20 protein-coding genes are annotated in these 21,572 nt (G+C 58.3%); 9 read left to right on the plus strand and 11 right to left on the minus strand.

Annotated features, from left to right (window positions below; all coding sequences use genetic code 11):
- Positions 1-140 precede the first annotated feature (140 nt).
- The 3 genes from paaX to ABLU87_RS11080 are packed head-to-tail and all read left to right on the plus strand — an operon-like array spanning position 141 to position 2,091.
- Positions 141-1,067, plus strand: a complete 927-nt coding sequence (gene paaX / locus ABLU87_RS11070) for a phenylacetic acid degradation operon negative regulatory protein PaaX (protein ID WP_009652999.1) — start codon at positions 141-143, stop codon at positions 1,065-1,067.
- Between the two features lie 9 nt (positions 1,068-1,076).
- A complete protein-coding gene (gene paaY, locus ABLU87_RS11075; RefSeq protein ID WP_014229191.1) occupies positions 1,077-1,673 on the plus strand; it encodes a phenylacetic acid degradation protein PaaY in 597 nt (198 codons plus the stop codon).
- 7 nt (positions 1,674-1,680) lie between these two features.
- Entirely contained in the window at positions 1,681-2,091 is a 411-nt protein-coding gene (locus tag ABLU87_RS11080) for a GFA family protein (protein ID WP_086074107.1), read from the plus strand.
- 37 nt (positions 2,092-2,128) lie between these two features.
- Here the strand turns inward: ABLU87_RS11080 and azoR are convergent, their stop codons facing one another.
- Positions 2,129-2,734, minus strand: coding sequence for an FMN-dependent NADH-azoreductase (gene azoR, locus ABLU87_RS11085; RefSeq protein WP_014229193.1), 606 nt, complete (start codon positions 2,732-2,734; stop codon positions 2,129-2,131).
- A 204-nt stretch (positions 2,735-2,938) separates the two neighbouring features.
- On the opposite strand from azoR, the gene hrpA reads away from it, so the two are divergent.
- Positions 2,939-6,841 carry an ATP-dependent RNA helicase HrpA gene (gene hrpA, locus ABLU87_RS11090; RefSeq protein WP_049084341.1) on the plus strand — a complete coding sequence of 1,301 codons (3,903 nt, stop codon included), beginning with the start codon at positions 2,939-2,941 and terminating at the stop codon, positions 6,839-6,841.
- Positions 6,842-6,889: 48 nt separating this feature from the next.
- Here hrpA and ABLU87_RS11095 read toward each other — a convergent pair whose 3' ends face one another.
- The 6 genes from ABLU87_RS11095 to ABLU87_RS11120 form a co-directional block, all read right to left on the minus strand.
- Positions 6,890-7,549, minus strand: a complete 660-nt coding sequence (locus ABLU87_RS11095; RefSeq protein WP_038424460.1) for an O-methyltransferase — start codon at positions 7,547-7,549, stop codon at positions 6,890-6,892.
- 15 nt (positions 7,550-7,564) lie between these two features.
- The gene (locus ABLU87_RS11100) at positions 7,565-8,944 is read right to left on the minus strand and encodes an efflux transporter outer membrane subunit (RefSeq protein ID WP_025107915.1); all 1,380 of its coding nucleotides are present in this window, start codon (positions 8,942-8,944) and stop codon (positions 7,565-7,567) included.
- Positions 8,941-10,026, minus strand: a complete 1,086-nt coding sequence (locus ABLU87_RS11105) for an HlyD family secretion protein (protein ID WP_014229197.1) — start codon at positions 10,024-10,026, stop codon at positions 8,941-8,943. The genes ABLU87_RS11100 and ABLU87_RS11105 overlap by 4 nt, the downstream gene beginning before the upstream one ends.
- Positions 10,027-10,048: 22 nt before the next feature.
- Positions 10,049-11,701, minus strand: a complete 1,653-nt coding sequence (locus tag ABLU87_RS11110) for an MFS transporter (RefSeq protein ID WP_014229198.1) — start codon at positions 11,699-11,701, stop codon at positions 10,049-10,051.
- Entirely contained in the window at positions 11,701-12,132 is a 432-nt protein-coding gene (locus tag ABLU87_RS11115) for a MarR family transcriptional regulator (RefSeq protein WP_122117062.1), read from the minus strand. The genes ABLU87_RS11110 and ABLU87_RS11115 overlap by 1 nt, the downstream gene beginning before the upstream one ends.
- 175 nt (positions 12,133-12,307) lie before the next feature.
- Entirely contained in the window at positions 12,308-13,582 is a 1,275-nt protein-coding gene (locus ABLU87_RS11120; protein WP_014229200.1) for a Glu/Leu/Phe/Val dehydrogenase, read from the minus strand.
- A gap of 411 nt (positions 13,583-13,993) precedes the next feature.
- Here ABLU87_RS11120 and ABLU87_RS11125 point away from each other — a divergent pair, with 411 nt between their 5' ends.
- Complete coding sequence (locus ABLU87_RS11125) at positions 13,994-14,785, plus strand: YdcF family protein (RefSeq protein ID WP_032749261.1); 792 nt, start codon at positions 13,994-13,996, stop codon at positions 14,783-14,785.
- 271 nt (positions 14,786-15,056) lie between these two features.
- On the plus strand, positions 15,057-16,496 hold the full coding sequence (gene aldA, locus ABLU87_RS11130; RefSeq protein WP_122117061.1) for an aldehyde dehydrogenase: 1,440 nt from the start codon (positions 15,057-15,059) through the stop codon (positions 16,494-16,496).
- A gap of 165 nt (positions 16,497-16,661) precedes the next feature.
- On the opposite strand, the gene gap is transcribed toward aldA, so the two are convergent.
- Together gap and ABLU87_RS11140 are read right to left on the minus strand one after the other, a co-directional pair.
- Complete coding sequence (gene gap / locus ABLU87_RS11135; RefSeq protein ID WP_004850532.1) at positions 16,662-17,660, minus strand: type I glyceraldehyde-3-phosphate dehydrogenase; 999 nt, start codon at positions 17,658-17,660, stop codon at positions 16,662-16,664.
- Positions 17,661-17,915: 255 nt separating this feature from the next.
- Entirely contained in the window at positions 17,916-18,410 is a 495-nt protein-coding gene (locus tag ABLU87_RS11140) for a GNAT family N-acetyltransferase (protein ID WP_014838362.1), read from the minus strand.
- A gap of 89 nt (positions 18,411-18,499) precedes the next feature.
- Here ABLU87_RS11140 and ABLU87_RS11145 point away from each other — a divergent pair, with 89 nt between their 5' ends.
- Together ABLU87_RS11145 and ABLU87_RS11150 are read left to right on the plus strand one after the other, a co-directional pair.
- Complete coding sequence (locus ABLU87_RS11145) at positions 18,500-19,423, plus strand: LysR family transcriptional regulator (RefSeq protein WP_162557344.1); 924 nt, start codon at positions 18,500-18,502, stop codon at positions 19,421-19,423.
- Between the two features lie 132 nt (positions 19,424-19,555).
- Entirely contained in the window at positions 19,556-20,527 is a 972-nt protein-coding gene (locus ABLU87_RS11150) for a sensor domain-containing diguanylate cyclase (protein ID WP_014229205.1), read from the plus strand.
- Positions 20,528-20,592: 65 nt separating this feature from the next.
- Here the strand turns inward: ABLU87_RS11150 and ydfZ are convergent, their stop codons facing one another.
- Positions 20,593-20,796, minus strand: a complete 204-nt coding sequence (ydfZ, locus tag ABLU87_RS11155) for a putative selenium delivery protein YdfZ (RefSeq protein WP_004850536.1) — start codon at positions 20,794-20,796, stop codon at positions 20,593-20,595.
- Between the two features lie 291 nt (positions 20,797-21,087).
- Here ydfZ and ABLU87_RS11160 point away from each other — a divergent pair, with 291 nt between their 5' ends.
- Positions 21,088-21,285: a hypothetical protein gene (locus ABLU87_RS11160; protein WP_122117060.1), complete on the plus strand. Its 198-nt coding sequence runs from the start codon at positions 21,088-21,090 to the stop codon at positions 21,283-21,285.
- A gap of 120 nt (positions 21,286-21,405) precedes the next feature.
- Here the strand turns inward: ABLU87_RS11160 and ABLU87_RS11165 are convergent, their stop codons facing one another.
- Entirely contained in the window at positions 21,406-21,570 is a 165-nt protein-coding gene (locus ABLU87_RS11165; RefSeq protein ID WP_004850538.1) for a hypothetical protein, read from the minus strand.
- Positions 21,571-21,572: the final 2 nt, after the last annotated feature.

Genomic DNA, 21,572 nt, shown 5'->3' on the forward strand with positions numbered 1-21,572 from the left:
CCGGCTCGCGCTGCGCTTAGCCGGGCTACGTATTCACCGTCGTCTGCGGGCCGGTCGCCCGGACAGGTGCGCCAGCACCGCCTCCGGGATTTCCTGTGCTATGATTCAAAAAGGACAAAAATCACAACAGAATGAATCAGATGAGTAAACTCGACACCTTTATTCAACAGGCCGTCGCCGCGATGCCCATTAGCGGGACCTCGCTTATTGCTTCTTTATACGGCGACGCCTTGCTCCAGCGCGGCGGAGAGGTCTGGCTCGGCAGCGTGGCGGCGCTGCTGGAAGGGCTCGGATTCGGCGAACGATTCGTGCGTACCGCGCTGTTCCGCCTGAATAAAGAAGAGTGGCTCGATGTGGTGCGCATTGGCCGCCGCAGCTTCTACCGCCTCAGCGACAAAGGCCTGCGCCTGACCCGCCGGGCGGAGCATAAAATCTATCGCGCCAGCGCCCCGGAGTGGGACGGTACCTGGCTACTGCTGCTGTCGGAAGGGCTGGAGAAGAGCACTCTGGCGGAAGTCAAAAAACAGCTGCTGTGGCAGGGATTTGGCGCGCTGGCGCCGAGCCTGCTGGCTTCGCCATCGCAGAAGCTGGCGGACGTGCAATCTCTGCTGCACGAAGCGGGCGTAGCGGAAAACGTTATCTGCTTCGAAGCGCATTCCCCGCTGGCGCTCTCCCGGGCGGCGCTGCGCGCTCGCGTTGAAGAGTGCTGGCATCTTACCGACCAGAACGCGATGTATGAAACGTTTATCGCCCTGTTTCGACCGCTGCTGCCGCTGCTTCGCGACTGCGAGCCCGCGGAGCTGACGCCTGAACGCTGCTTTCAAATTCAGCTCCTGCTGATTCACTTCTATCGCCGGGTGGTGCTGAAAGATCCGCTGCTGCCCGAAGAACTGCTCCCCGCGCACTGGGCCGGACAAACCGCGCGCCAGCTGTGCATCAATATTTATCAACGCGTTGCGCCCGGCGCGCTGGCGTTTGTCGGCGAAAAGGGCGAAAGCTCGGTGGGGGAACTTCCCGCGCCGGGGCCGCTCTATTTCCAGCGCTTCGGCGGGCTGTCGGGCGTATAAGGAGGCACTATGCCCATTTATCAGATTGACGGTATGACGCCGGTTGTACCGGACGAAAGCTATGTTCATCCCACCGCCGTGCTGATTGGCGACGTGATCCTCGGCAAAGGGGTCTACGTCGGGCCTAACGCCAGCCTGCGCGGCGATTTTGGCCGTATCGTGGTGAAAGATGGCGCTAATATCCAGGATAACTGCGTGATGCACGGCTTTCCCGGCCAGGATACGGTGGTGGAAGAAGAGGGACATATCGGCCACGGCGCGATTCTGCACGGCTGCACCATCGGCCGCAACGCGCTGGTGGGGATGAGCGCGGTGATTATTGACGGGGCCAGGATTGGGGAAAACAGCATCGTCGGCGCTTCGGCCTTTGTGAAAGCCAACGCCGAAATGCCCGCCAACCATCTGATTGTCGGCAGTCCGGCAAAAGCCATTCGTACATTAAGCGAACAGGAGCTGGCCTGGAAGAAGCAGGGGACGCGGGAGTATCAGGTGCTGGTGGAGCGCTGCAAACAGACGCTGCATCAGGTGGAACCGCTCAAAGAAGCAGAGCCGGACAGAAAGCGGCTGATCTTTGACGAGAATTTGCGGCCGAAATCATCATCCTGAGGGGAAAATCATGGCAGAGAAATTATCCGCTCAGTGCCACTGCGGCGCGGTGGCGTTTACCGTTGAGCTCAGCGATGGCTTCAACACCGTTCGCCGCTGTAACTGTTCATATTGCCGGATGCGTGGGGCGGTTGCGGTCTCCGCGCCGCTTTCAGGAATAGAGGTGGTGCGCGGACGGGATAAGCTCACGGAGTATCGTTTTAATACCGGTCAAGCCGTGCACTTTTTCTGCTCGGTATGCGGGATCTACACCTTTCATCAGCGGCGTTCAAACCCGCAGCAGTACGGCGTGAATGTGGCCTGCATTGACGGCGTGTCGCCCTTCGATTTTCCCTGCGTGGAGGTCAACGACGGCGTGAATCATCCGAAAGATGGCGGTGGTGGCGTAGTGGGGTATTTGCGCTACGAGAAAAAATGAAACTCTCCTCCCGCCGGGAAGCGGGAGGAGTCAACTCTTATGCGGCTACAACGCTGTCGATAGCGGCTTTTGCATCAGACTGCGCTTTCGCTGCGACTTCCGGGCCGTAGGCGATGCCTTCAGCAAACACGAAGTTCACATCGGTAATGCCGATAAAGCCGAGGAAGGTGGAGAGGTAAGGGGTCACCAGATCGGTCGGGGTATCTTTATGGATACCGCCGCGGCTGGTGACGACAACCGCACGTTTACCTTTCACCAGACCTTCCGGCCCTTTCTCGGTGTAGCGGAAGGTCACGCCAGCGCGCGCCACCAGGTCGAAGTAGTTTTTCAACTGGGTCGGGATGTTGAAGTTGTACATCGGCGCCGCGATAACAATCACATCGTTCGCCTGCAGTTCAGCGATCAGTTCGTCAGAAAGCGCCAGCGCTTCCTGCTGACGCGGCGTCAGCGGCGCGTCGCTCGGACGCAGAGCGCCAACCAGCTCGCCGTCCAGTACCGGAATTGGGTTTGCAGCCAGGTCGCGCACGGTGATAACGTCTTCCGCGTGCTTTTCACGCCATTGTTCAACAAAATAGTCGGACAGCTGACCAGATTGCGAGTACCCTGCCAGAATACTGGATTTCAGAACTAATACTTTGCTCATGGGTGTTTCCTTTTTTAATGTGATTGACGGGCCGATGCCCTGGTGCTTGTTGACACTCTATTCACAATCATGCCACAGAGAAAGCGCAATAAATCGAACTCTGTATTCAGTTTTTTTGAACAAGGCACGAAATGCGCGGATGTGGTACTCTAACGCAATACTTCAAAAGAGATTTTTCCCGGCAGTGCGCTGCCCGATAACGCTATGACAGAACAACAAAAAATGACCTTCTCATCGCTCTTTGAACGGCTTGATGGCCTGATGCTGCGCGATAAGTCGCGCTTCGCCCGTCGCCTGCACGGCGTGAAGAAGGTTAAAAATCCTGATGCCCAACAGGCCATTCTTCAGGAGATGGCGCAAGAAATTGAACAGGCGGCAGGGAGAGTCCTGCTGCGCGATGCCGCGCGGCCAGCGATTTCCTATCCGGAAAACCTGCCGGTTAGCCAGAAAAAACAGGAGATTCTCGAAGCCGTTCGCGATCACCAGGTGGTAATTGTGGCGGGGGAAACCGGGTCGGGGAAAACCACCCAGCTGCCAAAAATTTGTATGGAGCTGGGGCGCGGCGTTAAAGGCTTAATTGGCCATACGCAGCCGCGTCGCCTGGCCGCGCGTACCGTCGCCAACCGTATCGCCGAAGAGCTGCAAACGGAGCCCGGCGGCTGCATCGGCTATAAAGTTCGCTTTAGCGACCACGTCAGCGATAACACCATGGTTAAGCTGATGACCGACGGTATTCTGCTGGCGGAAATCCAGCAGGACCGGCTGCTGATGCAGTATGACACCATCATTATCGATGAAGCGCACGAACGCAGCCTCAATATCGACTTCCTGCTGGGTTATTTGCGGGAACTGCTGCCCCGTCGCCCGGATCTGAAAATTATTATCACCTCGGCGACCATCGACCCGGAACGCTTCTCGCGCCACTTTAACAACGCCCCGATTATCGAAGTGTCCGGGCGCACCTACCCGGTAGAAGTGCGCTATCGACCCATCGTTGAAGACGCCGACGACACCGAGCGCGATCAGCTGCAGGCGATTTTCGACGCCGTTGATGAGCTCGGGCGTGAAAGCCCCGGCGATATCCTCATTTTTATGAGCGGCGAGCGCGAAATTCGCGATACCGCCGATGCGCTCAATAAGCTGAATCTGCGCCATACCGAAGTGCTGCCGCTGTATGCGCGACTGTCCAACAGCGAACAGAATCGCGTGTTCCAGGCCCACAGCGGGCGGCGGATCGTGCTGGCCACCAACGTCGCGGAAACCTCGCTGACCGTGCCGGGCATCAAGTACGTTATCGATCCAGGCACCGCGCGTATCAGCCGCTACAGCTTCCGGACCAAAGTACAGCGCCTGCCGATTGAGCCGGTTTCCCAGGCGTCGGCTAACCAGCGTAAGGGCCGCTGCGGCCGCGTCTCCGAAGGGATCTGTATTCGTCTTTATTCTGAAGACGACTTCCTGTCGCGCCCGGAGTTTACCGACCCGGAGATTCTGCGCACCAACCTGGCGTCGGTTATTCTGCAAATGACCGCGCTCGGGCTCGGCGATATTGCCGCGTTCCCGTTCGTTGAAGCGCCGGACAAACGCAATATTCAGGACGGCGTGCGCCTGCTGGAAGAGCTGGGAGCGATTACCACTGACGAACAGCAGACCGCCTATAAGCTGACGCCGATGGGCCGCCAGCTGAGCCAGCTACCGGTGGACCCGCGTCTGGCGCGCATGGTGCTGGAAGCGCAAAAACACGGCTGCGTGCGCGAGGCGATGATTATCACCTCGGCGCTCTCTATTCAGGATCCGCGCGAGCGGCCAATGGACAAGCAGCAGGCGTCCGACGAGAAACACCGCCGCTTCCACGACAAAGAGTCCGACTTCCTGGCGTTCGTCAACCTGTGGAACTACCTGGGCGAGCAGCAAAAAGCGCTCTCCTCGAACCAGTTCCGCCGCCAGTGCCGGGTCGATTTTCTCAACTACCTGCGCGTGCGCGAGTGGCAGGATATCTACACCCAGCTGCGTCAGGTGGTCAAAGAGCTCGGCCTGCCGGTCAATAGCGAGCCGGCGGAGTATCGCGAAATTCACACCGCGCTGCTGACCGGTCTGCTGTCGCACATCGGTATGAAAGACGCCGACAAGCAGGAGTTTACCGGCGCGCGCAACGCCCGTTTCTCCATCTTCCCCGGATCGGGGCTGTTTAAAAAGCCGCCGAAATGGACGATGGTCGCCGAACTGGTGGAAACCAGCCGCCTGTGGGGGCGCATCGCCGCGCGCATTGAGCCGGAATGGGTCGAGCCGGTGGCGCAGCATCTGATCAAACGCTCGTACAGTGAACCCCACTGGGAGCGCGGGCAGGGCGCGGTGATGGCGACGGAGAAGGTGACCGTTTACGGCCTGCCGATTGTCGCTGCCCGCAAGGTCAACTACAGCCAGATTGACCCGGCGCTGTGCCGCGAGCTATTTATCCGCCACGCGCTGGTGGAGGGCGACTGGCAGACTCGCCACGCGTTCTTCCGCGAAAACCTGAAGCTGCGCAACGAAATTGAAGAGCTGGAGCATAAATCGCGCCGTCGCGACATTCTCGTCGATGACGAAACGCTGTTTGAGTTCTACGACCAGCGCATCAGCCATGACGTCATCTCCGCGCGCCACTTTGATAAATGGTGGAAGCAGGCCAGCCGCGAGACGCCGGATCTGCTCAACTTTGAAAAGAGCATGCTGATTAAGGAAGGCGCGGAGCAGGTCAGCAAGCTCGACTATCCGAACTTCTGGCATCAGGGCAACCTCAAGCTGCGTCTGACCTATCAGTTCGAGCCGGGCGCCGACGCCGACGGCGTGACGGTGCATATTCCGCTGCCGCTGCTCAACCAGGTGGAAGAGGCCGGGTTTGAGTGGCAGATCCCGGGGCTGCGCCGGGAGCTGGTTATCGCCCTGATTAAATCGCTGCCGAAGCCGGTGCGCCGCAATTTTGTCCCGGCGCCAAACTACGCGGAAGCATTTCTCGGTCGCGCGACGCCGCTGGAGCTGCCGCTGCTGGATTCACTGGAGCGCGAGCTGCGGCGGATGACCGGCGTGACTATCGACCGCGAGGCCTGGCAATGGGATCAGGTGCCCGATCACCTGAAAATCACTTTCCGGGTGGTGGACGAGAAAAACAAGAAGCTGCAGGAAGGGCGTTCGCTGCAGGATCTGAAAGAAGCGCTGAAAGGTAAGGTGCAGGAGACGCTGTCCGCGGTCGCCGATGACGGTATCGAGCAGAGCGGGCTGCATATCTGGAGCTTTGGCCGGCTTCCGGAGAGCTACGAGCAGAAGCGCGGCAACTACAAAGTTAAGGCCTGGCCGGCGCTGGTGGACGAACGCGACAGCGTGGCCATCAAGCTGTTTGATAATCCGCTGGAGCAGCAGCAGGAGATGTGGCGCGGCCTGCGCCGCCTGCTGCTGCTGAATATCCCGTCGCCGATAAAGTATCTGCACGAAAAGCTGCCGAATAAAGCCAAGCTGGGGCTCTATTTCAACCCCTACGGTAAAGTGCTGGATCTGATCGATGACTGCATCGCCTGCGGCGTGGATAAGCTGATTGACGAAGCGGGCGGCCCGGTATGGAGCGAAGAGGGCTTTGCCGCGCTGCATGAAAAGGTGCGCGCCGAGCTGAACGAGACGGTTGTGGACATTGCCAAACAGGTCGAACAGATCCTGACCGCGGTCTTTAACGTCAACAAACGCCTGAAAGGGCGCGTGGATATGACCATGGCGCTGGGGCTGTCGGATATCAAATCGCAGATGAGCGGGCTGGTGTATCGCGGTTTCGTCACCGGTAACGGCTTCCGCCGCCTTGGAGACACGCTGCGCTATCTGCAGGCGATTGAAAAACGGCTGGAGAAAATGGCCATCGATCCGCACCGCGACCGCGCGCAGATGCTTAAAGTGGAGAGCATCCAGCAGGCGTGGCAGCAGTGGCTGAATAAGCTGCCGCCTCAGCGCCGTCAGGATGACGACGTGCAGGAGATCCGCTGGATGATTGAAGAGCTGCGCGTCAGCCTATTCGCCCAGCAGCTCGGCACGCCGTATCCGATTTCCGACAAGCGGGTACTGCAGGCAATGGAGCAGATTACGGCCTAGGCCGAAGCTTTCCCCGGTGGCGCAGGCTGCCGGGGAGGGCGGATAGCGTCAGGCGTTCACCCACGCGAGGGTGAACCCATCCCAGCCTTTGCTGCCCACGGTTTGCAGGGCCGTGACCGTCAGTCGCGGGTCGCTGCCCATCATGTCGATAAACGCTCTGACGCCCTGCACCCGGTCATCCGCGCTCTCCGGATTCGTCACTTCGCCATCGCGCACCACGTTATCGCCCACAATCACTGTCCCCGGACGGGAATAGCGTAACGCCCAGCGCAGATAGTGGGGATTATTGGGCTTATCCGCATCGATAAAAATGAGATCGAACGGCGGGCGCTCTCCCAGCGTTTCGAGGCTGGTCAGCGCCGGACCTTCCAGCACCGCAACGCGATCGTCCACGCCCGCCAGGCGCAGGTTCTCGCGGGCGACGGCGGCATGGTGCGCGTCGGCCTCCAGGGTAAGTAATTCGCCATCGGCGGGCAATTCTCTGGCCATCCAGATGGTGCTGTAGCCGCCGAGCGTGCCAATCTCGAGGATGCGTCTGGCGCCCGTCATGCGCACCAGCAGGGCCAGAAACTGCCCCTGATTAGCGGCAACGTCGATAGCCGGAAGCCCGGCGCGCTGGTTATTCTCCAGAACCTGGCTGAGTAGCGGATCGGTGGGGATTAACGCTGTCACGAGATAATTATCTACTGCCGACCACTGTTGTTGCATGTCAGGTTTCCCGTATTACATCCCTGATGAATCAGACCAGCCGCCTCCCAGCGACCGGTACAAATCAACTTGCGCCAGCAGCAGGTTGTTTTTCACCTGTACCACGCTGAGCTGGGTGGAAAACAGCGTGCGCTGGGCGTCCAGCACGTCCAGATAGGAAGAGTAGCCGTTGCGATAGCGGTTTTGCGCGATGCGCAGCGTCTCCTGGGCCACCTTCTCCTGCGCCTGCAGCTCCGCCAGCTGCTCGCCGTAGCGGCCGATGGCATCGAGACTGTCATTCACCTCTTTAAACGCGCCGCGTACCGTTTTCTCATAGCTAAACAGCGCCTGATTGCGCTGGGCCATCGAAACGTCCACCTGGGCATTCAGCGCCTGGCGGTTGAGCAGCGGCGCCAGAATGCTGCCGCCGAGGCTCCATAAGCGTAGCGGATTATCCAGCAGGTCGGGCAGGGTGCGATCCTGCAGGCTGCCGGTGGCGGTAAGGTTAATGGACGGCAGCAGCTGCGCCTGCGATGACGCCAGGGTGGCGTCGGCGGCCACCAGCTGACGCTGGGCCTGAACGATATCCGGTCGGCGGTTGAGCAGGGTTGACGGCAGCTGGGAAGGTAGCGATAGCGGCGACAGCTGCGCGAACGCGTTGCGCTTAACGGCGTCCGGATTGGCGCCGAGCAGAAGGCTGAGCGCATTTTCCTGCTGGGCGATTTGGTGGCGCAGCGGCGGAATTTGCGCGCGCGTGGAGCGCAGTTCGGAGTCCGCCTGCATCAGCTCCAGGCGTGAGGTATAGCCCGTCTCAAACTGGCGCTTCGCCAGGTTGAAGGCATCTTCGCGCGATTTTAACGTTTGCTGCGTCACCCGCAGCTGTTCATCCAGCGAGAGCAGGGTGATATAGCCGGCCGCTACCGAAGAGGCGACGGTCAGATTCGCCGCTGCGGCAGCCGCCTTTTGCGCCTCCAGGCTGGCTTGCGCCGCGCTGGCGGCGCTGCGGTTTACTCCCCAGAGATCAACATCGTAGCTGGCGGTTAGCGCGCCTTTATACACCGTACTGTGGACCGGCAGGCCGGTAGCGGCCGACTGTGACCGCGCGCGGGTGCCGGTCAATCCGGCGTCAAGGGAGGGAAACAGGCTGCTATCGGCGGCGTAAGCCCGCGCCTGGTACTCGTTGACCCGTTCGCGGGCTATCAGCACGTCGCTGTTGTAGCGCAGCGCCTGGTCAACGTAGAGATTGAGCGTACTGTCGTGGAAGTTGCGCCACCACACGCCCTCAACCGGGCTGGAGGGGCCGACATCCGCCCGCCAGGCGGCGGGGATCTGCAGCCCGGGCGCGGCCCGTTGAACGTCGGCGGACTGGCAGCCGGCCAGCGCAAGCATAACGGCGAGAGCGAGCGGACGGATCATTGCTGCTCCTCCGCGCGGGTATCGATGGTGACCTGCACCGACATGCCCGGCCGCAGGCGCTGGCCGTTTTTCTGCCCCTCATCAACGGCGATGCGTACCGGAATGCGCTGGGCGATTTTGACAAAGTTACCGGTGGCGTTATCCGGCGAAATAGCGCTGAACTCCACGCCGGTCGCCGGGGAGATGCTCTGCACCGTACCGGTGAATTTCTCGCTGTTCAGCGCATCCACGGTAAAGGTCACCGGCTGTCCGACGCGCACCTGGGCCAACTGGGTCTCTTTCAGGTTAGCGATCAGCCAGTGCTGCGGCGGCACCAGCGAGGTCAAATGCGTCCCGGCGGTCACGTATGCGCCAAGGCGAACGGAGATTTGCCCAAGCTGACCGTCCGTCGGCGCGATAATACGGGTGTTTTGCAGGTCTATCTGCGCCAGCTCCAGCGCGGCTTTCGCATTGGCGACGTCGGCGAGCAGCGAGTCACGATTAACGATGGTTGATTGCAAATCCTGGCGCGACATCTCCAGCGTTGCTTTGGCCTGCTCGATATCCGCGGTGCCCTGCGCCGCGCTGGCGCGGGCGGAATCGCGTTCGCGAATCGATAACGAGCCGTCGGCGGTCAGCTCCTGAACGCGTTTTAAATCCGCCTGGGTTTTCAGATTCTGCGCGCGGGCGTTTTGCAGCGCCGCTTCGTTACGGGTGATGACCGCTTCGGCGCTTTTACGCTGCTGCTGATTGTTCTTCAGCGCCGCCTCTTTCATCGCCAGCTGAGCTTCCGCCTGATGGACGCGCTGCTTATAGATGCGGTCGTCGATTTGAAACAGCACGTCGCCGGCTTTTACCTGATTAAAATCCTGGACCTTAACCTCGGTGATATAACCGTTGACCTGCGGGCTGATAAACGTGGTTTGCCCGCGAACGTAGGCGTTATCGGTAAACTGGCTTTCTCGGGTAAACGGCGGCAGCTGCCAGGCGTAGAGAATAACCAGTACGCCAACGATGCCAATGGCGGCGGCGGTAAAAATAGAGACGATGCGAATATTATTTCGGGTATTGGCCTGCTGTTTGGCCGCATCCTGCTGACTCATAATAACTCCAGAGTGAAAATTTTTATTTGCTTCCCGTCGCGCGCTTCAGCGCGATACGAGCGGTAATACGTAATCTTATTAAGCGCCAGAAAACCCATACCAGCGTGGCGGCTGAAATCGCCGCCGTCAGCAGATAGGTATCATTGTAAGCGAGAATATTGGCCTGCAGGGTGGCGGCGTTTTGCAGCAGCGTGGTGGCCTGAACGTTGAGCAACGTGCTGTCGCCAATCTGGCTTTGATACATCTGGCTGTACTGCTGCAAACGCTCGGTAATCAGCGGATTGAGCGTGGTAAGCTGGTCGGCGAGCTGGCTGGAGTGAAACTTCTCCCGCCAGGTCTGAAAGGTGCCGAGAATAGCGGAACCCAGCAGGCCGCCGATATTCTGGCTCATGCCGAACAGCACCGAGAAGCTCACCAGGTTGCGCTGGTCGGCAATGACGCCGCCAATCCCCGCCAGCATCGCCGGGGCGAGGAAAAAGGCGCTGCCGAAGCCCAGCAGAAACTGGCTGAACATCAGCTGCTCCGGTCGCGTGAGGATCGTCGACTGGCTGTCGAGCAGCGAGGCAACCATAATCAACGCCAGCGCCGTGGCGGTGGGCCAGTAGAGGCGCTGCGGGTTGAGCGTCAGGCAGCTGGCGACGATGCCGCAGACGATCCCGGCAAAAATTGACCATGCCAGGTTGGTCATCTGTTCATTCTGCAAACCGACGTACTGCAGCCAGCCGATAACGCCGGTATTCTGCTCCGCCAGCACGATGCGGATCAGCAGCATAATCAGCCCGAGACGCAGAATACTGCCGCTGGAGAGCCATTTGATATTGAGCAGCGGGTTGCTGCGGTTATGCTCAAAGGCAATCGCGGAGACAATCAGCACCACCGCGCCCGCCAGCGCCCAGCCGATCCACGGCGCTTCAAACCACCAGTCCAGTCGTCCCAGCGACAGCACCGCGGTGACCAGCGCCATCCCCGGCGCCAGCAGGAAGAAGGTGATGAAGTCTTTCTTCTCAAACACCTTTTTACGATCGCTTGGCGGCAGCTTGAGGGCGATCACGCAGGCCAGCGACACCAGCGCCAGCCCCAGCTCAAAGAAGTACAGCCCGCGCCACTCGTCGATTTGCAGCAGCTCGGTTGAGAACAGGCGCGCCAGCGGGATCGCCAGGGATGAACCGGTGATGCCGATGGTCAGCGCTTTGAGCCGATGGCGGGCGGGCCAGGCCTGCACCTGATAATAAATCCCCAGCGAGCTTAGCGCTGCGGCTACCATTCCGTGGGCGGCGCGCACCATCAGCGCTGAACTGAGGTCGTTAACGAACAGGTGGAAAAAGGTCACCAGCACGTAGAGAACGAGAAAACCCTCGGTAAAAGCGCGCAGGCCGAACTGCTGGCGAAACTTCACCAGCAGCAGGTTGATGGAGACGTTGGTCATCACGTAGACCGCCGGGAGCCAGGCAATCTCGGTTGACCAGGCGGCAAAGGTACCCTGCAACAGCTGCAGATTGGCGGTTACCACCGCGTTGCCGAGCGCGCCCGTCAGGCAGACCAGCAGCCCGACGATCCCGTAGGCAATACGTTTTGGCGTACTGTGGATGGGGGTCGACGGCGAGCCGAGGATCGCCGGTTTTTCGTGCGGGGCCCAGTCGTGAGGAACATAGGGATTAGCGTGACGACGCGGCATTATTTTTTCTCAACCTCGCGCAGCAACTTCTCCAGTACCCGCTGCGTCTGCCGCTGCTCTTCGGGGGTAATGGCGGTAAGGATCTCCTCCCGCAAATTATCGGCCACCGTTTTCACCTGCTGATACACCTCAAGGCCTTTGGCGGTAGCGATCAGCAGTCGTTTACGCTTGTCGCGTTCGGTTTTCACCCGCTCGACCAGACCGAGATCGACCAGCCGGTTGAGCAGCGGTACGAGAGTTGCGCTTTCGACGCCCAGCTCCTGGGCCAGCTCGCTTTGCGATAGCGGCTTTTCGTTGCGCGCGATGGCGGAAACGGCGACCCAGCTGGCCTGGCTCATGCCGAGGTCCTTGAGCCGACGGTTGACCGCCAGGCGCCAGTGGTGGGCGGTCAGATATAAAAGATGGGAAAAGTTAAGCTGTCGGTTATCCATAGGTCAGTCTGCAATATCGTTAGAGCTCTAATGATTTTTGCCTGACCAGAACGAGAATTCAAGCCTGATTGATAAAAACAGGTTAACGGTATGTGCGTTTATTGTGGAAGATGCTTTGGGAGGGGGGAAGAGAGTTCTGATCTCAGCCCGGCATTAACCGGGCTGAGAAGGGGGATTATCCCGGATAAATACCGCGATCTTTACGCGCCATCAGAATTCGCTCACAGGCCACGATATAGGCGGCGGTACGTAAAGAGCACGCTTTTTCCACCGCTTTTTCGTAAACGTGAACGATCGCATCGGTCATGATACGGTCCATTTTGGCGTTGATCTCTTCTTCGCTCCAGAAGAAGCTGGCCATATCCTGCACCCATTCGAAGTAGCTCACGGTGACGCCGCCGGCATTACAAATAACGTCCGGCACCACCACGATGCCGCGCTCGGCCAGCACGTCGTCCGCTTCCGGATAGGTCGGGCCGTTAGCGCCTTCAAGCACCAGTTTGCAGCTGAGGGTTTCCGCGCGCTCGCGCGTAATCTGACCTTCCAGCGCCGCCGGGATCAGAATATCCATCGGCGTCGTCCAGAACGCTTCTTTGTCAATTTCGCGGGCGCCCGGGAAGCCGGCAATTTGCTTGTTCTCCGCCTGCCATGCGGTCAGCGCGGCCATATCAATGCCGCCCTCGTTATACAGCGTGGCGGTGTGGTCCTGAATCACCACAATCCGCGCGCCGACGCCCGCGAACAGGCGGGCCGCTTCGCTGCCCACGTTACCAAAACCCTGCAGCGCGACTTTGGCGCCCTCGATTTCGATACCGCTGCGGCGAGCCACTTCGCGACCGGTGACGAATACGCCGCGGCCGGTGGCTTTTTCACGGCCCAGCGAACCGCCGAGGTGAATAGGCTTGCCGGTGACCACGCCGGTGATGGTGGTGCCGTGGTTCATGGAGTAAGTATCCATCATCCAGGCCATCACTTTACCGTTGGTACCAACGTCCGGCGCCGGAATATCTTTTTGCGGCCCGATGATAATGCCGATCTCGCTGGTATAACGACGGGTCAAACGTTCCAGTTCACCTTCTGATAATGAGAACGGATCGACGCGGATACCGCCCTTGGCGCCGCCGTAGGGAATATTGACTGCCGCACACTTGATGGTCATCCAGGCTGAAAGCGCCATCACTTCATTCAAATCGACATCCGGATGGTAGCGCACGCCGCCTTTACCCGGTCCACGCGAGAGGTTGTGCTGAACGCGGTAGCCTTCGAAGTGGCGGATAGTGCCATCATCCATTTGTACCGGAATATCAACGATCAGCGCGCGTTTCGGATGGCGCAGGGTTTCGATCCAGTAGGCGAGATCGCCGAGATAGGGCGCAACGCGATCGATTTGACGCAGGTAGGTGGTCCATGGAGATGTACTACTTTCAGAAGCGTAAGATAACTTTTCCATAAGAGTCCTGTTTCGCAGTGATAATTATTTTGTTAACCGTGGAAAGGTACAGCTATAAACTCTGTAACGAGAATGTTATCACCAATTTAATGGGACGGTATTTGGCAAAAATGCAGAATATGCTGTCGTTGCGGCTGGGGTTCGGCTTTTTATGAATAAAAAAACGGAAAACAAGGCCATCAATGGATGAATATGCACCTTTGTGCATTAAAGCCGTAGTTGTGACCCTTTATCTCTATTTATCAGAATCTTGACCCTCTTCAAAAAGTGAATAAAACGCTATGTATATGTGTTGACTTTGTTGCATAACGGGCGTGGGTGTTCTGTTCGCACTTTATTACCCCAAAGTACGCTGTACCGTCTAAGATGGTGGCCGATAATGTCAGGCTAAGAACGCTAAAAGGAGAGAACATGTCAGAGCATTTTCCATCGCTGCCGGAGGCGGTACTGGCCGCGGCGAACCAGCTGGGGGCCTGGCTGGCGCAGGATGATTTACCGCAGGATCCGCAAATAGAGCTGGTGGTGCTGGCAGGCAATGCGGTGATCCCGACCATTGATTTCGCCTGCCGGCTGGCAGCGCATCACGCCGTTCCTCTGCTGATCAGCGGCGGTATCGGCCACTCCACCTCGTTTTTATACCAGTCGGTGTTGAATGACCCGCGCTACCGCACCATTCCGGTAGACGATCGCGCCGAGGCGCATATTCTGGCCGACATTGCCCATCAGTTCTGGGCGATTCCGCGCCAACGAATCGTGGTGGAAGACCGCTCCACCAACTGCGGCGAGAACGCGCGCTTTACCCGGCAAATGCTGGAGCACAACGGCATTGCGCACCGTACGGGCGTGGTGGTTCAGGATCCGACCATGCAGCGGCGAACGATGGCGACATTTGCCCGCGTCTGGCAAGACGACCCGCGTGCGCCGACGTGGTACAGCGCGCCGGGCTGTTCACCGGTGTTGTGTAACGGGCGTGACGGCGTCACGTTCAGCGGGAAAGAGGCGGGTCTGTGGCCGGTGGGGCGCTATCTGGCGCTAATCCTCGGTGAACTGCCGCGGCTGGCGGATAACCCGCAGGGCTACGGCCCCCTGGGTAAGGGATTTATCGCTCATGTGGATATTCCGCCGCACATCGCTCAGGCGTGGCAGACGCTGCGCGACGACCGCCTGCTCTCCGATGCGCTAAGCGCGCGTCAGCTGGCTTAGGGAATGGCGCGGCATGCCATGATAGCCAGCCCGCATTTCCCCTTCGAACGCAGGACCTATTAGCCGGTAACTCTCATCCTGCCCGTTTGCGTTAGCGATATCGCAAACGGGCATCATCTGTTATTGAATTGTGATTTTTTACGCCCCGGATTGCTCCGTTTTTATGAAATATCTCACAAAAACAAGCGCTCATGCTGTCCCTTTGCCTGAGGGGCGATAATTTTTAACATCTAGTTCACCTGTTAAAAACAATAATCCTGAGGAGCAGACCATGACAGCACCCGTTCAACACCCTATGTATATTGACGGCCAGTTTGAACCCGGCCGCGGTGATGCATGGATTGATGTGATCAATCCGGCGACGGAAGCGCTGCTTTCGCGTATTCCCGACGGCAGCGCGGAAGATGCCCGGCGCGCGATTCTGGCCGCTGAGCGCGCGCAGCCGGGCTGGGAAGCCCTGCCGGCGATTGAACGAGCGGGGTGGCTGCGCAAAATCGCTGCCGGTATCCGCGAGCGGGCCGAGGAGATCGCCGCGCTGATCGTCGCCGAGGGCGGAAAAATACAGCAGCTGGCCGCGGTGGAGGTCTCCTTTACCGCCGATTATCTGGATTATATGGCCGAATGGGCGCGCCGTTATGAAGGTGAAATTGTACAGAGCGACCGGCCGGGGGAAAATATTCTGGTATTCAAGCGCGCGCTGGGCGTGACCACCGGCATTCTGCCGTGGAATTTTCCGTTCTTCCTGATTGCCCGCAAGCTGGCGCCGGCGCTCATTACCGGTAATACCATCGTGATTAAACCGAGTGAATTTACGCCGAATAACGCCATCGCTTTTGCGCAAATCGTCCATGATATCGGCCTGCCGAAAGGGGTCTTTAACCTGGTGCTGGGGCGCGGCGAAACCGTGGGCCAGGAGCTGGCGAGCAATCCGAAAGTGGCGATGGTCAGCATGACCGGCAGCGTCGCCGCGGGCGAGAAGGTTATGGCCGCGGCGGCGAAAAACATCACCAAAGTGTGTCTGGAGCTGGGCGGTAAAGCGCCCGCTATCGTGATGGACGATGCGGATCTTGAGCTGGCGGTTAAGGCAGTGGTGGATTCTCGCGTAATTAATAGCGGGCAGGTGTGTAACTGCGTTGAGCGCGTATATGTGCAAAAGGGCATTTACGATCGCTTCGTTAACCGTCTGGGCGAAGCGCTGAAGGCGGTGCAGTTTGGCGATCCGGCGTCTCGCGACGATATCGCAATGGGACCGTTGATTAACGCAGCCGCGCTGGAGCGCGTGGAGCAGAAGGTGGCGAAAGCGGTGGCCCAGGGCGCGCGCGTCGTCCTGGGTGGGAAAGCGGTGACGGGTAAGGGCTATTTCTATCCGCCGACGCTGCTGCTGGACGTGCGCCAGGAGATGGATATCGTGCATGAAGAGACGTTCGGCCCGGTGCTGCCGGTGGTGGCGTTTGATACCCTTGAAGAGGCGCTGGCGATGGCCAACGATAGCGATTACGGGCTGACGTCGTCAATCTATACCCGCGATTTGAACGTCGCGATGAAGGCGATCAAAGGGTTGAAGTTTGGTGAAACCTATATTAACCGCGAGAACTTCGAAGCGATGCAGGGTTTCCATGCCGGATGGCGTAAATCGGGCATCGGCGGCGCCGACGGGCGTCATGGTCTGAATGAGTATCTGCAAACCCAGGTGGTCTATCTGCAGGCCTGAGTCAGCAGAAGACAGGTGGGCTTCCCGGAGGCGATGCTGCGCATCTGTCCGGGCTACCCGGCCCGCAGACCGCCTCCCGGGTCGCGGCTGACGCCTTACCCGGGCTACCCAAACGCAGGCCGCACGTACCTGTAGCCTGGGCAAGGCGTCAGCCGCCCCCGGGATTTATTTGGCGAACTTATCCAGTACGCGGATAAGCTGGGTAACGAAGCCATACTCGTTATCGTACCAGGAGACGGTTTTCACCAGCTGGAGATCGCCAACCTCGGCAATCTCCAGCTGCGTGGCGTCATAAATGGAACCGAAATGGCTGCCAATCACGTCCGACGAGACGATCTCCTCTTCGGTGTAACCGAATGATTCGTTGTTCGTCGCCGCGTTTTTCATCGCCTGATTGACTTCTTCGGCGGAGACCTTTTTCTCCAGCACCGACACCAGCTCAGTCACCGACCCGGTTTTCGTCGGCACGCGCTGGGCGTGGCCCTTCAGCTTGCCGCTAAGCGCTGGAATAACCAGCCCGATGGCTTTCGCCGCCCCGGTTGTATGCGGAATGATATTTTCCGCCGCCGCGCGGGAAGCGCGTAGATCTTTGCCGCGCGGGCCGTCAACCAGCGATTGCGTACCGGTATAGGCGTGAATGGTGGTCATGGTTCCCACCTTAATACCAAAGGCGTCATTCAGCACTTTCGCCATCGGCGCCAGGCAGTTGGTGGTGCAGGAGGCCACGGAAATAATCGTATCGTTTGCCTCCAGCGTGTCGTCGTTAACGTTATAGACAATGGTTTTCATATCGCCAGCGGGCGCGGAGATAAGCACTTTTTTAGCGCCGGCGGTCAGATGAGCTTGCGCTTTTTCCGCGGAGGTATAAAAACCCGTACACTCGACAATCAGCTCGGCACCGACCGCTTTCCACGGAATATGCTGAGCCTCTTTTTCGGCATAAACGGTAATTTTTTTGCCGTCAACGATAAGCGCATCTTCAGTAAAATCGACGCTCCACGGGAATGGTCCGTAGTTAGAATCATGCTTAAGCAGGTAGGCCAGTACCTTGGGGGAGGTGAGGTCGTTGATGGCGACGACCTCTAAAGGACTATTAACCTCCAGTAATCGGCGCAGTACTAAACGTCCAATACGCCCAAATCCATTAATCCCGAGTTTACTCATGAAGAATCTCCAGGTCAGTTGAACTGTCAGGTGAAAACTTCTCCAGGCTTAGTTCAGCTGGCGGAATAGGGCAACCAACGATTTTTCCGGCGCCGTTAAATGCTGATAAAAACGCGTACGGAAAAGTGAATAAATTCGGCGGGTTGTGGGCGGGGCGTTAAGGGTTAATAATTTTTTGTTTCAGCTTTATACGCCGCGGGCATATTGGCAAGGGGTTGAAAAGATGGGCCCGGGAAGGGCCCGCCGGGTGGCCGATTATTCGGCGTTCCCGCCCCGTTCAGCAAAAGCGGCAAGCGCGGCGCCGTCAAGGCGATAGCGAACCCACTCACTTTGCGCAACGGCGCCAATGCTCAGATAAAAATCAATGGCCGGCTGGTTCCAGTCGAGCACGCTCCACTCCAGGCGACCGCACTCTCTTTTTACCGCCAGCTGAGCGATGGTTCGCAATAGCGCTTTTCCAGCGCCGCGACCGCGAAATTCGGGAGTGACGTACAGATCTTCCATATAGATGCCGTTTCGACCGAGCCAGGTGGAATAGCTGGTGAAGAACACCGCGTACCCGGCAACCTTATTGTCAATCTCGCAGATTAGCGCTTCCGTTTTGCTGTCGCTGGCGAAAAGCGATGCCTGGATTTCATCTACCGTGGTGACCACCTGCTCCGGCGCTTTTTCATAAACCGCAAGCTCGTAAATCATGTCATAAATTGCTTTTGCGTCCGCCGGGCGGGCCTGACGAATGGTCATATTCATTGGAGTACCTGTTGTGCCATCGTGAGTTTGATACCGCCAAGCATAAACGTTAAGGTTAGAAGAATTAAGTGCAATGAAATCACCCAATGATGAATATTATGCATCCTGCGCTTCGCCGTCTTGATTTGAATCTGCTGCCGGTATTTGAGGCGGTCTACCGCTATCGTTCGGTGCGCCTGGCGGCGGAAGAGCTGGCGATGAGCACATCAGCGTTAAGCCACGCGCTATCCAGACTGCGCGCCGCGCTCAACGACCCGCTTTTCTATCGCGAAGGTCATCGTATGTGCCCCAGCGTATACGCCACCCAGCTCGCGCCTTCCATCGCTTCGGCGCTCAAGTTTTTAGATCAGGAGCTTACTCCGCAGCCGAAGTTTGTTGCCTCAGCCAGTACCGACTGCCTACAGATAGCGATCACGGACTTCACCGCGCAGTGCGTTTTCCCGACGCTGATGCCCAGGCTACAGCAACAGGCGCCAGGCCTGCGTTTCGAACTGCGCTATCTGCCGCACAGCCCGGCGCTGACGGAACTGCTGGCCGGCGAGGTGGATTTAGCGCTGGGATTTAGCGCGCTGGATGAAGCAGAGCATCCGGAGCTGGATGAGATTTGCTGGCTGAAAGATGATTATGTTGCGATAAGCAGCGCCAGGCGATCCCGGCTCACGCTGACGGACTACCTGGCAGCACAGCATCTGGTAGTCACCCCGTGGAATGAAAGCCAGGGCGTTCTCGACGTGCAGCTTGCGAAAATGGGCTTCTCGCGGCATATCACCATCAAAACCCCCTCTATGCTGAGCGCGCCAGCTATTATTGCGCAAAGTGAACTGCTTATGGCGATACCGCGCTCTGCCGCGGCAAAAATGACTGACGCGGCGACGCTGAAGGTCTTTGAATTACCGTTTGAGGTTCCGCCGTTTGAAGTGAAAATCTATTCCCACAAGCGGAGCGGGCAGCGCGGCGCGAGCCAGTGGCTGAAAGAGAGGCTGAGGGAGTGGGCCGCGACGGAACGAACCTGATGTCTCGTTTGACGAGTCAGCGAAATATGCTTAACTCATGAGACAACAAATGTGAATCGTCTGTTAACAGCCTGATGCGCGCTTCAGTGATAAGCGCAGCGTCATCTATCCTGATAACGTAAGAGAGAAAAATTGAAATTAGCCGGACTCCATCCCGATGAACTGCGTCGCCTGCAATCGCTGCGGGCATCCGGATTACTTAATAGCGGAAAAGAAGAGCGTTTCGATCGCCTGACCCGGCTTGCGCGTACGCTCTACGATCTGCCGGTGGCGTCGGTTAGCCTCGTGGGAGAAAATACCCTGCATGTAAAATCCTGCGCCGGACTTGAAGTCGATACCCTGCCGAGGGATATCACGTTCTGCGCGCATACTATCCTGCAGACCGACCCTTTAATCGTTAATGACCTGCAGCAGGATCTGCGCTTTCACGATAACCCGCTGGTCACGGAAGCGCCTTTTATCCGCTTTTATGCCGGATACCCGGTACAGCTGCCTGACGGCGCGACGGTCGGCGCGTTCTGCCTGATGGACCACAAGCCGCGCGCCTTTTCCGTGCATGAGATACAAATATTAAGCGACCTGGCCGCCATCGTTGAAGATGAATTCAAGGTGCTCGACGCGGCGACCGCCGATGAGCTGACGGGGCTGTTCAACCGCCGGGGTTTTATGTCGTTAGCGGAGTACGCGCTGCTGACGGCCAGGCGGCGCAATGAACCGGCGAGCCTCGTATTTATCGATCTCGATCGCTTTAAGCTGATTAACGATACCTGGGGTCATGAACAGGGGGATAAAGCCCTGACGGCGATGGCTGATTTGATGAAAGCCACCTTCCGGGAGTCGGATATCATTGCCAGGCAGGGCGGAGATGAGTTTATTATCCTGCTTGCTAATACTGCCCAGCAGGCGGCGGGCATCGCGATGGCGCAGCTAAGCAATAACGTTGCTGAATATAATCAACAGGCGGGCAATCCGTGGCAGCTGGCCTTTTCCTGGGGCTGCGTTGAATACGACCCTGCAACGCATCATAGCCTCAATGAGATCGTTGCGGTGGCGGACCGGCGCATGTATCAGGCGAAGACCAGCCATGGCGCCGAGCGCCGGTAGGGAACCGCCCGGCGTCGCCAGCCGATATTCGGCGTCTGGCTGATGCCGCGGCGGCTTGCGCTTCCTTAGTGGAGACCAAGGCGGATCAGTTCAACGGGCTCGAACTTACCTTCCGTCCCTTCCACTTCGACTGTCTTATTACGGCGCAGCTGGGCTGGCGTTAAGCCCGTCGCGTGGATAGCGATAATTTTACCGGTTTTACCCGTCCCGTTAATCATCACCTGGCTGCCGTTAGTAATAGGATTGCGGTTACGATCGTAAGTGATCATGCTGATTTCTCCTTTTAATCATCGGGTGGTAACAATCGCTTCTCGCGCCGGGCTGCCCCCGGCGCGGACGTAATACCAATACGCCTCTCGGCCCGTCATTTTGTTGTTTTTGATCAACTTCACACTTTTTAGCGTCCCTCAACGGGCTAACGAGCCGGAGACAGGCTTTGCCTGACCCGGAATCCGTACTGCTTTTGAAGACGATTCCGCGGGTATCAACCCCCGTGGAGGCCCGGGTTGCAGTCGCTGATGCGGCTGCTAAACTTTTTTCGGGCATAACGGAGCGGAACGATGAAGAACAAAGAAGAGCAAACGGGGCTGATTGGTCTTGCCATTGGCGCGGCGGTTATTGGCCTGGTCTCTGGCCAGAGGCCAATCAACCGGGAAAGCATTGTTGAAGAACTGGTGAGGCTGGGCAGACAGAAGGGGGATGGCGTCGAGGACGAGATTTTTATGCAGGCGGCAACGCTGGTGCGCAAGGGGGTATGATCCCGCCGGTAGAAGAAGCCCGGGTAGGCGAAAACCCGGGATTAAACGGGGAGGAAGGTCATCATAAGATACGCTATCACAATGCATATCAGCGCCATGTACCAAACAAAACTCATTCTGTTACCCGCCCTGTAGCGCCATGCCGGTCACCGCGTTAACCACGGTCGCGGCCATCAAAACGCCGCCGACGATAGCGCAGGCACGGTTTTTCCGGGTCGCCCCCAACGTCAACATCACCACCGCTGCGGCAAAGAGGGGGATGGCTATTATGCTGAAAGTGTTCATCG

The sequence above is a fragment of the Klebsiella sp. CB_Kp196 genome (genome assembly GCF_040061575.1).
GTDB lineage: Bacteria > Pseudomonadota > Gammaproteobacteria > Enterobacterales > Enterobacteriaceae > Klebsiella > Klebsiella michiganensis.

What these genes read in the sequence shown, in the direction of transcription:
- paaX (WP_009652999.1), top strand. Translation starts at nt 141, where the DNA reads ATGAGTAAACTCGACACCTTTATTCAACAGGCCGTCGCCGCGATGCCC.
- paaY (WP_014229191.1), top strand. Translation starts at nt 1,077, where the DNA reads ATGCCCATTTATCAGATTGACGGTATGACGCCGGTTGTACCGGACGAA.
- azoR (WP_014229193.1), bottom strand. Translation starts at nt 2,734, where the DNA reads ATGAGCAAAGTATTAGTTCTGAAATCCAGTATTCTGGCAGGGTACTCG.
- hrpA (WP_049084341.1), top strand. Translation starts at nt 2,939, where the DNA reads ATGACAGAACAACAAAAAATGACCTTCTCATCGCTCTTTGAACGGCTT.
- ABLU87_RS11095 (WP_038424460.1), bottom strand. Translation starts at nt 7,549, where the DNA reads ATGCAACAACAGTGGTCGGCAGTAGATAATTATCTCGTGACAGCGTTA.
- ABLU87_RS11100 (WP_025107915.1), bottom strand. Translation starts at nt 8,944, where the DNA reads ATGATCCGTCCGCTCGCTCTCGCCGTTATGCTTGCGCTGGCCGGCTGC.
- ABLU87_RS11105 (WP_014229197.1), bottom strand. Translation starts at nt 10,026, where the DNA reads ATGAGTCAGCAGGATGCGGCCAAACAGCAGGCCAATACCCGAAATAAT.
- ABLU87_RS11110 (WP_014229198.1), bottom strand. Translation starts at nt 11,701, where the DNA reads ATGCCGCGTCGTCACGCTAATCCCTATGTTCCTCACGACTGGGCCCCG.
- ABLU87_RS11115 (WP_122117062.1), bottom strand. Translation starts at nt 12,132, where the DNA reads ATGGATAACCGACAGCTTAACTTTTCCCATCTTTTATATCTGACCGCC.
- ABLU87_RS11120 (WP_014229200.1), bottom strand. Translation starts at nt 13,582, where the DNA reads ATGGAAAAGTTATCTTACGCTTCTGAAAGTAGTACATCTCCATGGACC.
- ABLU87_RS11125 (WP_032749261.1), top strand. Translation starts at nt 13,994, where the DNA reads ATGTCAGAGCATTTTCCATCGCTGCCGGAGGCGGTACTGGCCGCGGCG.
- aldA (WP_122117061.1), top strand. Translation starts at nt 15,057, where the DNA reads ATGACAGCACCCGTTCAACACCCTATGTATATTGACGGCCAGTTTGAA.
- gap (WP_004850532.1), bottom strand. Translation starts at nt 17,660, where the DNA reads ATGAGTAAACTCGGGATTAATGGATTTGGGCGTATTGGACGTTTAGTA.
- ABLU87_RS11140 (WP_014838362.1), bottom strand. Translation starts at nt 18,410, where the DNA reads ATGAATATGACCATTCGTCAGGCCCGCCCGGCGGACGCAAAAGCAATT.
- ABLU87_RS11145 (WP_162557344.1), top strand. Translation starts at nt 18,500, where the DNA reads ATGAATATTATGCATCCTGCGCTTCGCCGTCTTGATTTGAATCTGCTG.
- ydfZ (WP_004850536.1), bottom strand. Translation starts at nt 20,796, where the DNA reads ATGATCACTTACGATCGTAACCGCAATCCTATTACTAACGGCAGCCAG.
- ABLU87_RS11160 (WP_122117060.1), top strand. Translation starts at nt 21,088, where the DNA reads ATGAAGAACAAAGAAGAGCAAACGGGGCTGATTGGTCTTGCCATTGGC.
- ABLU87_RS11165 (WP_004850538.1), bottom strand. Translation starts at nt 21,570, where the DNA reads ATGAACACTTTCAGCATAATAGCCATCCCCCTCTTTGCCGCAGCGGTG.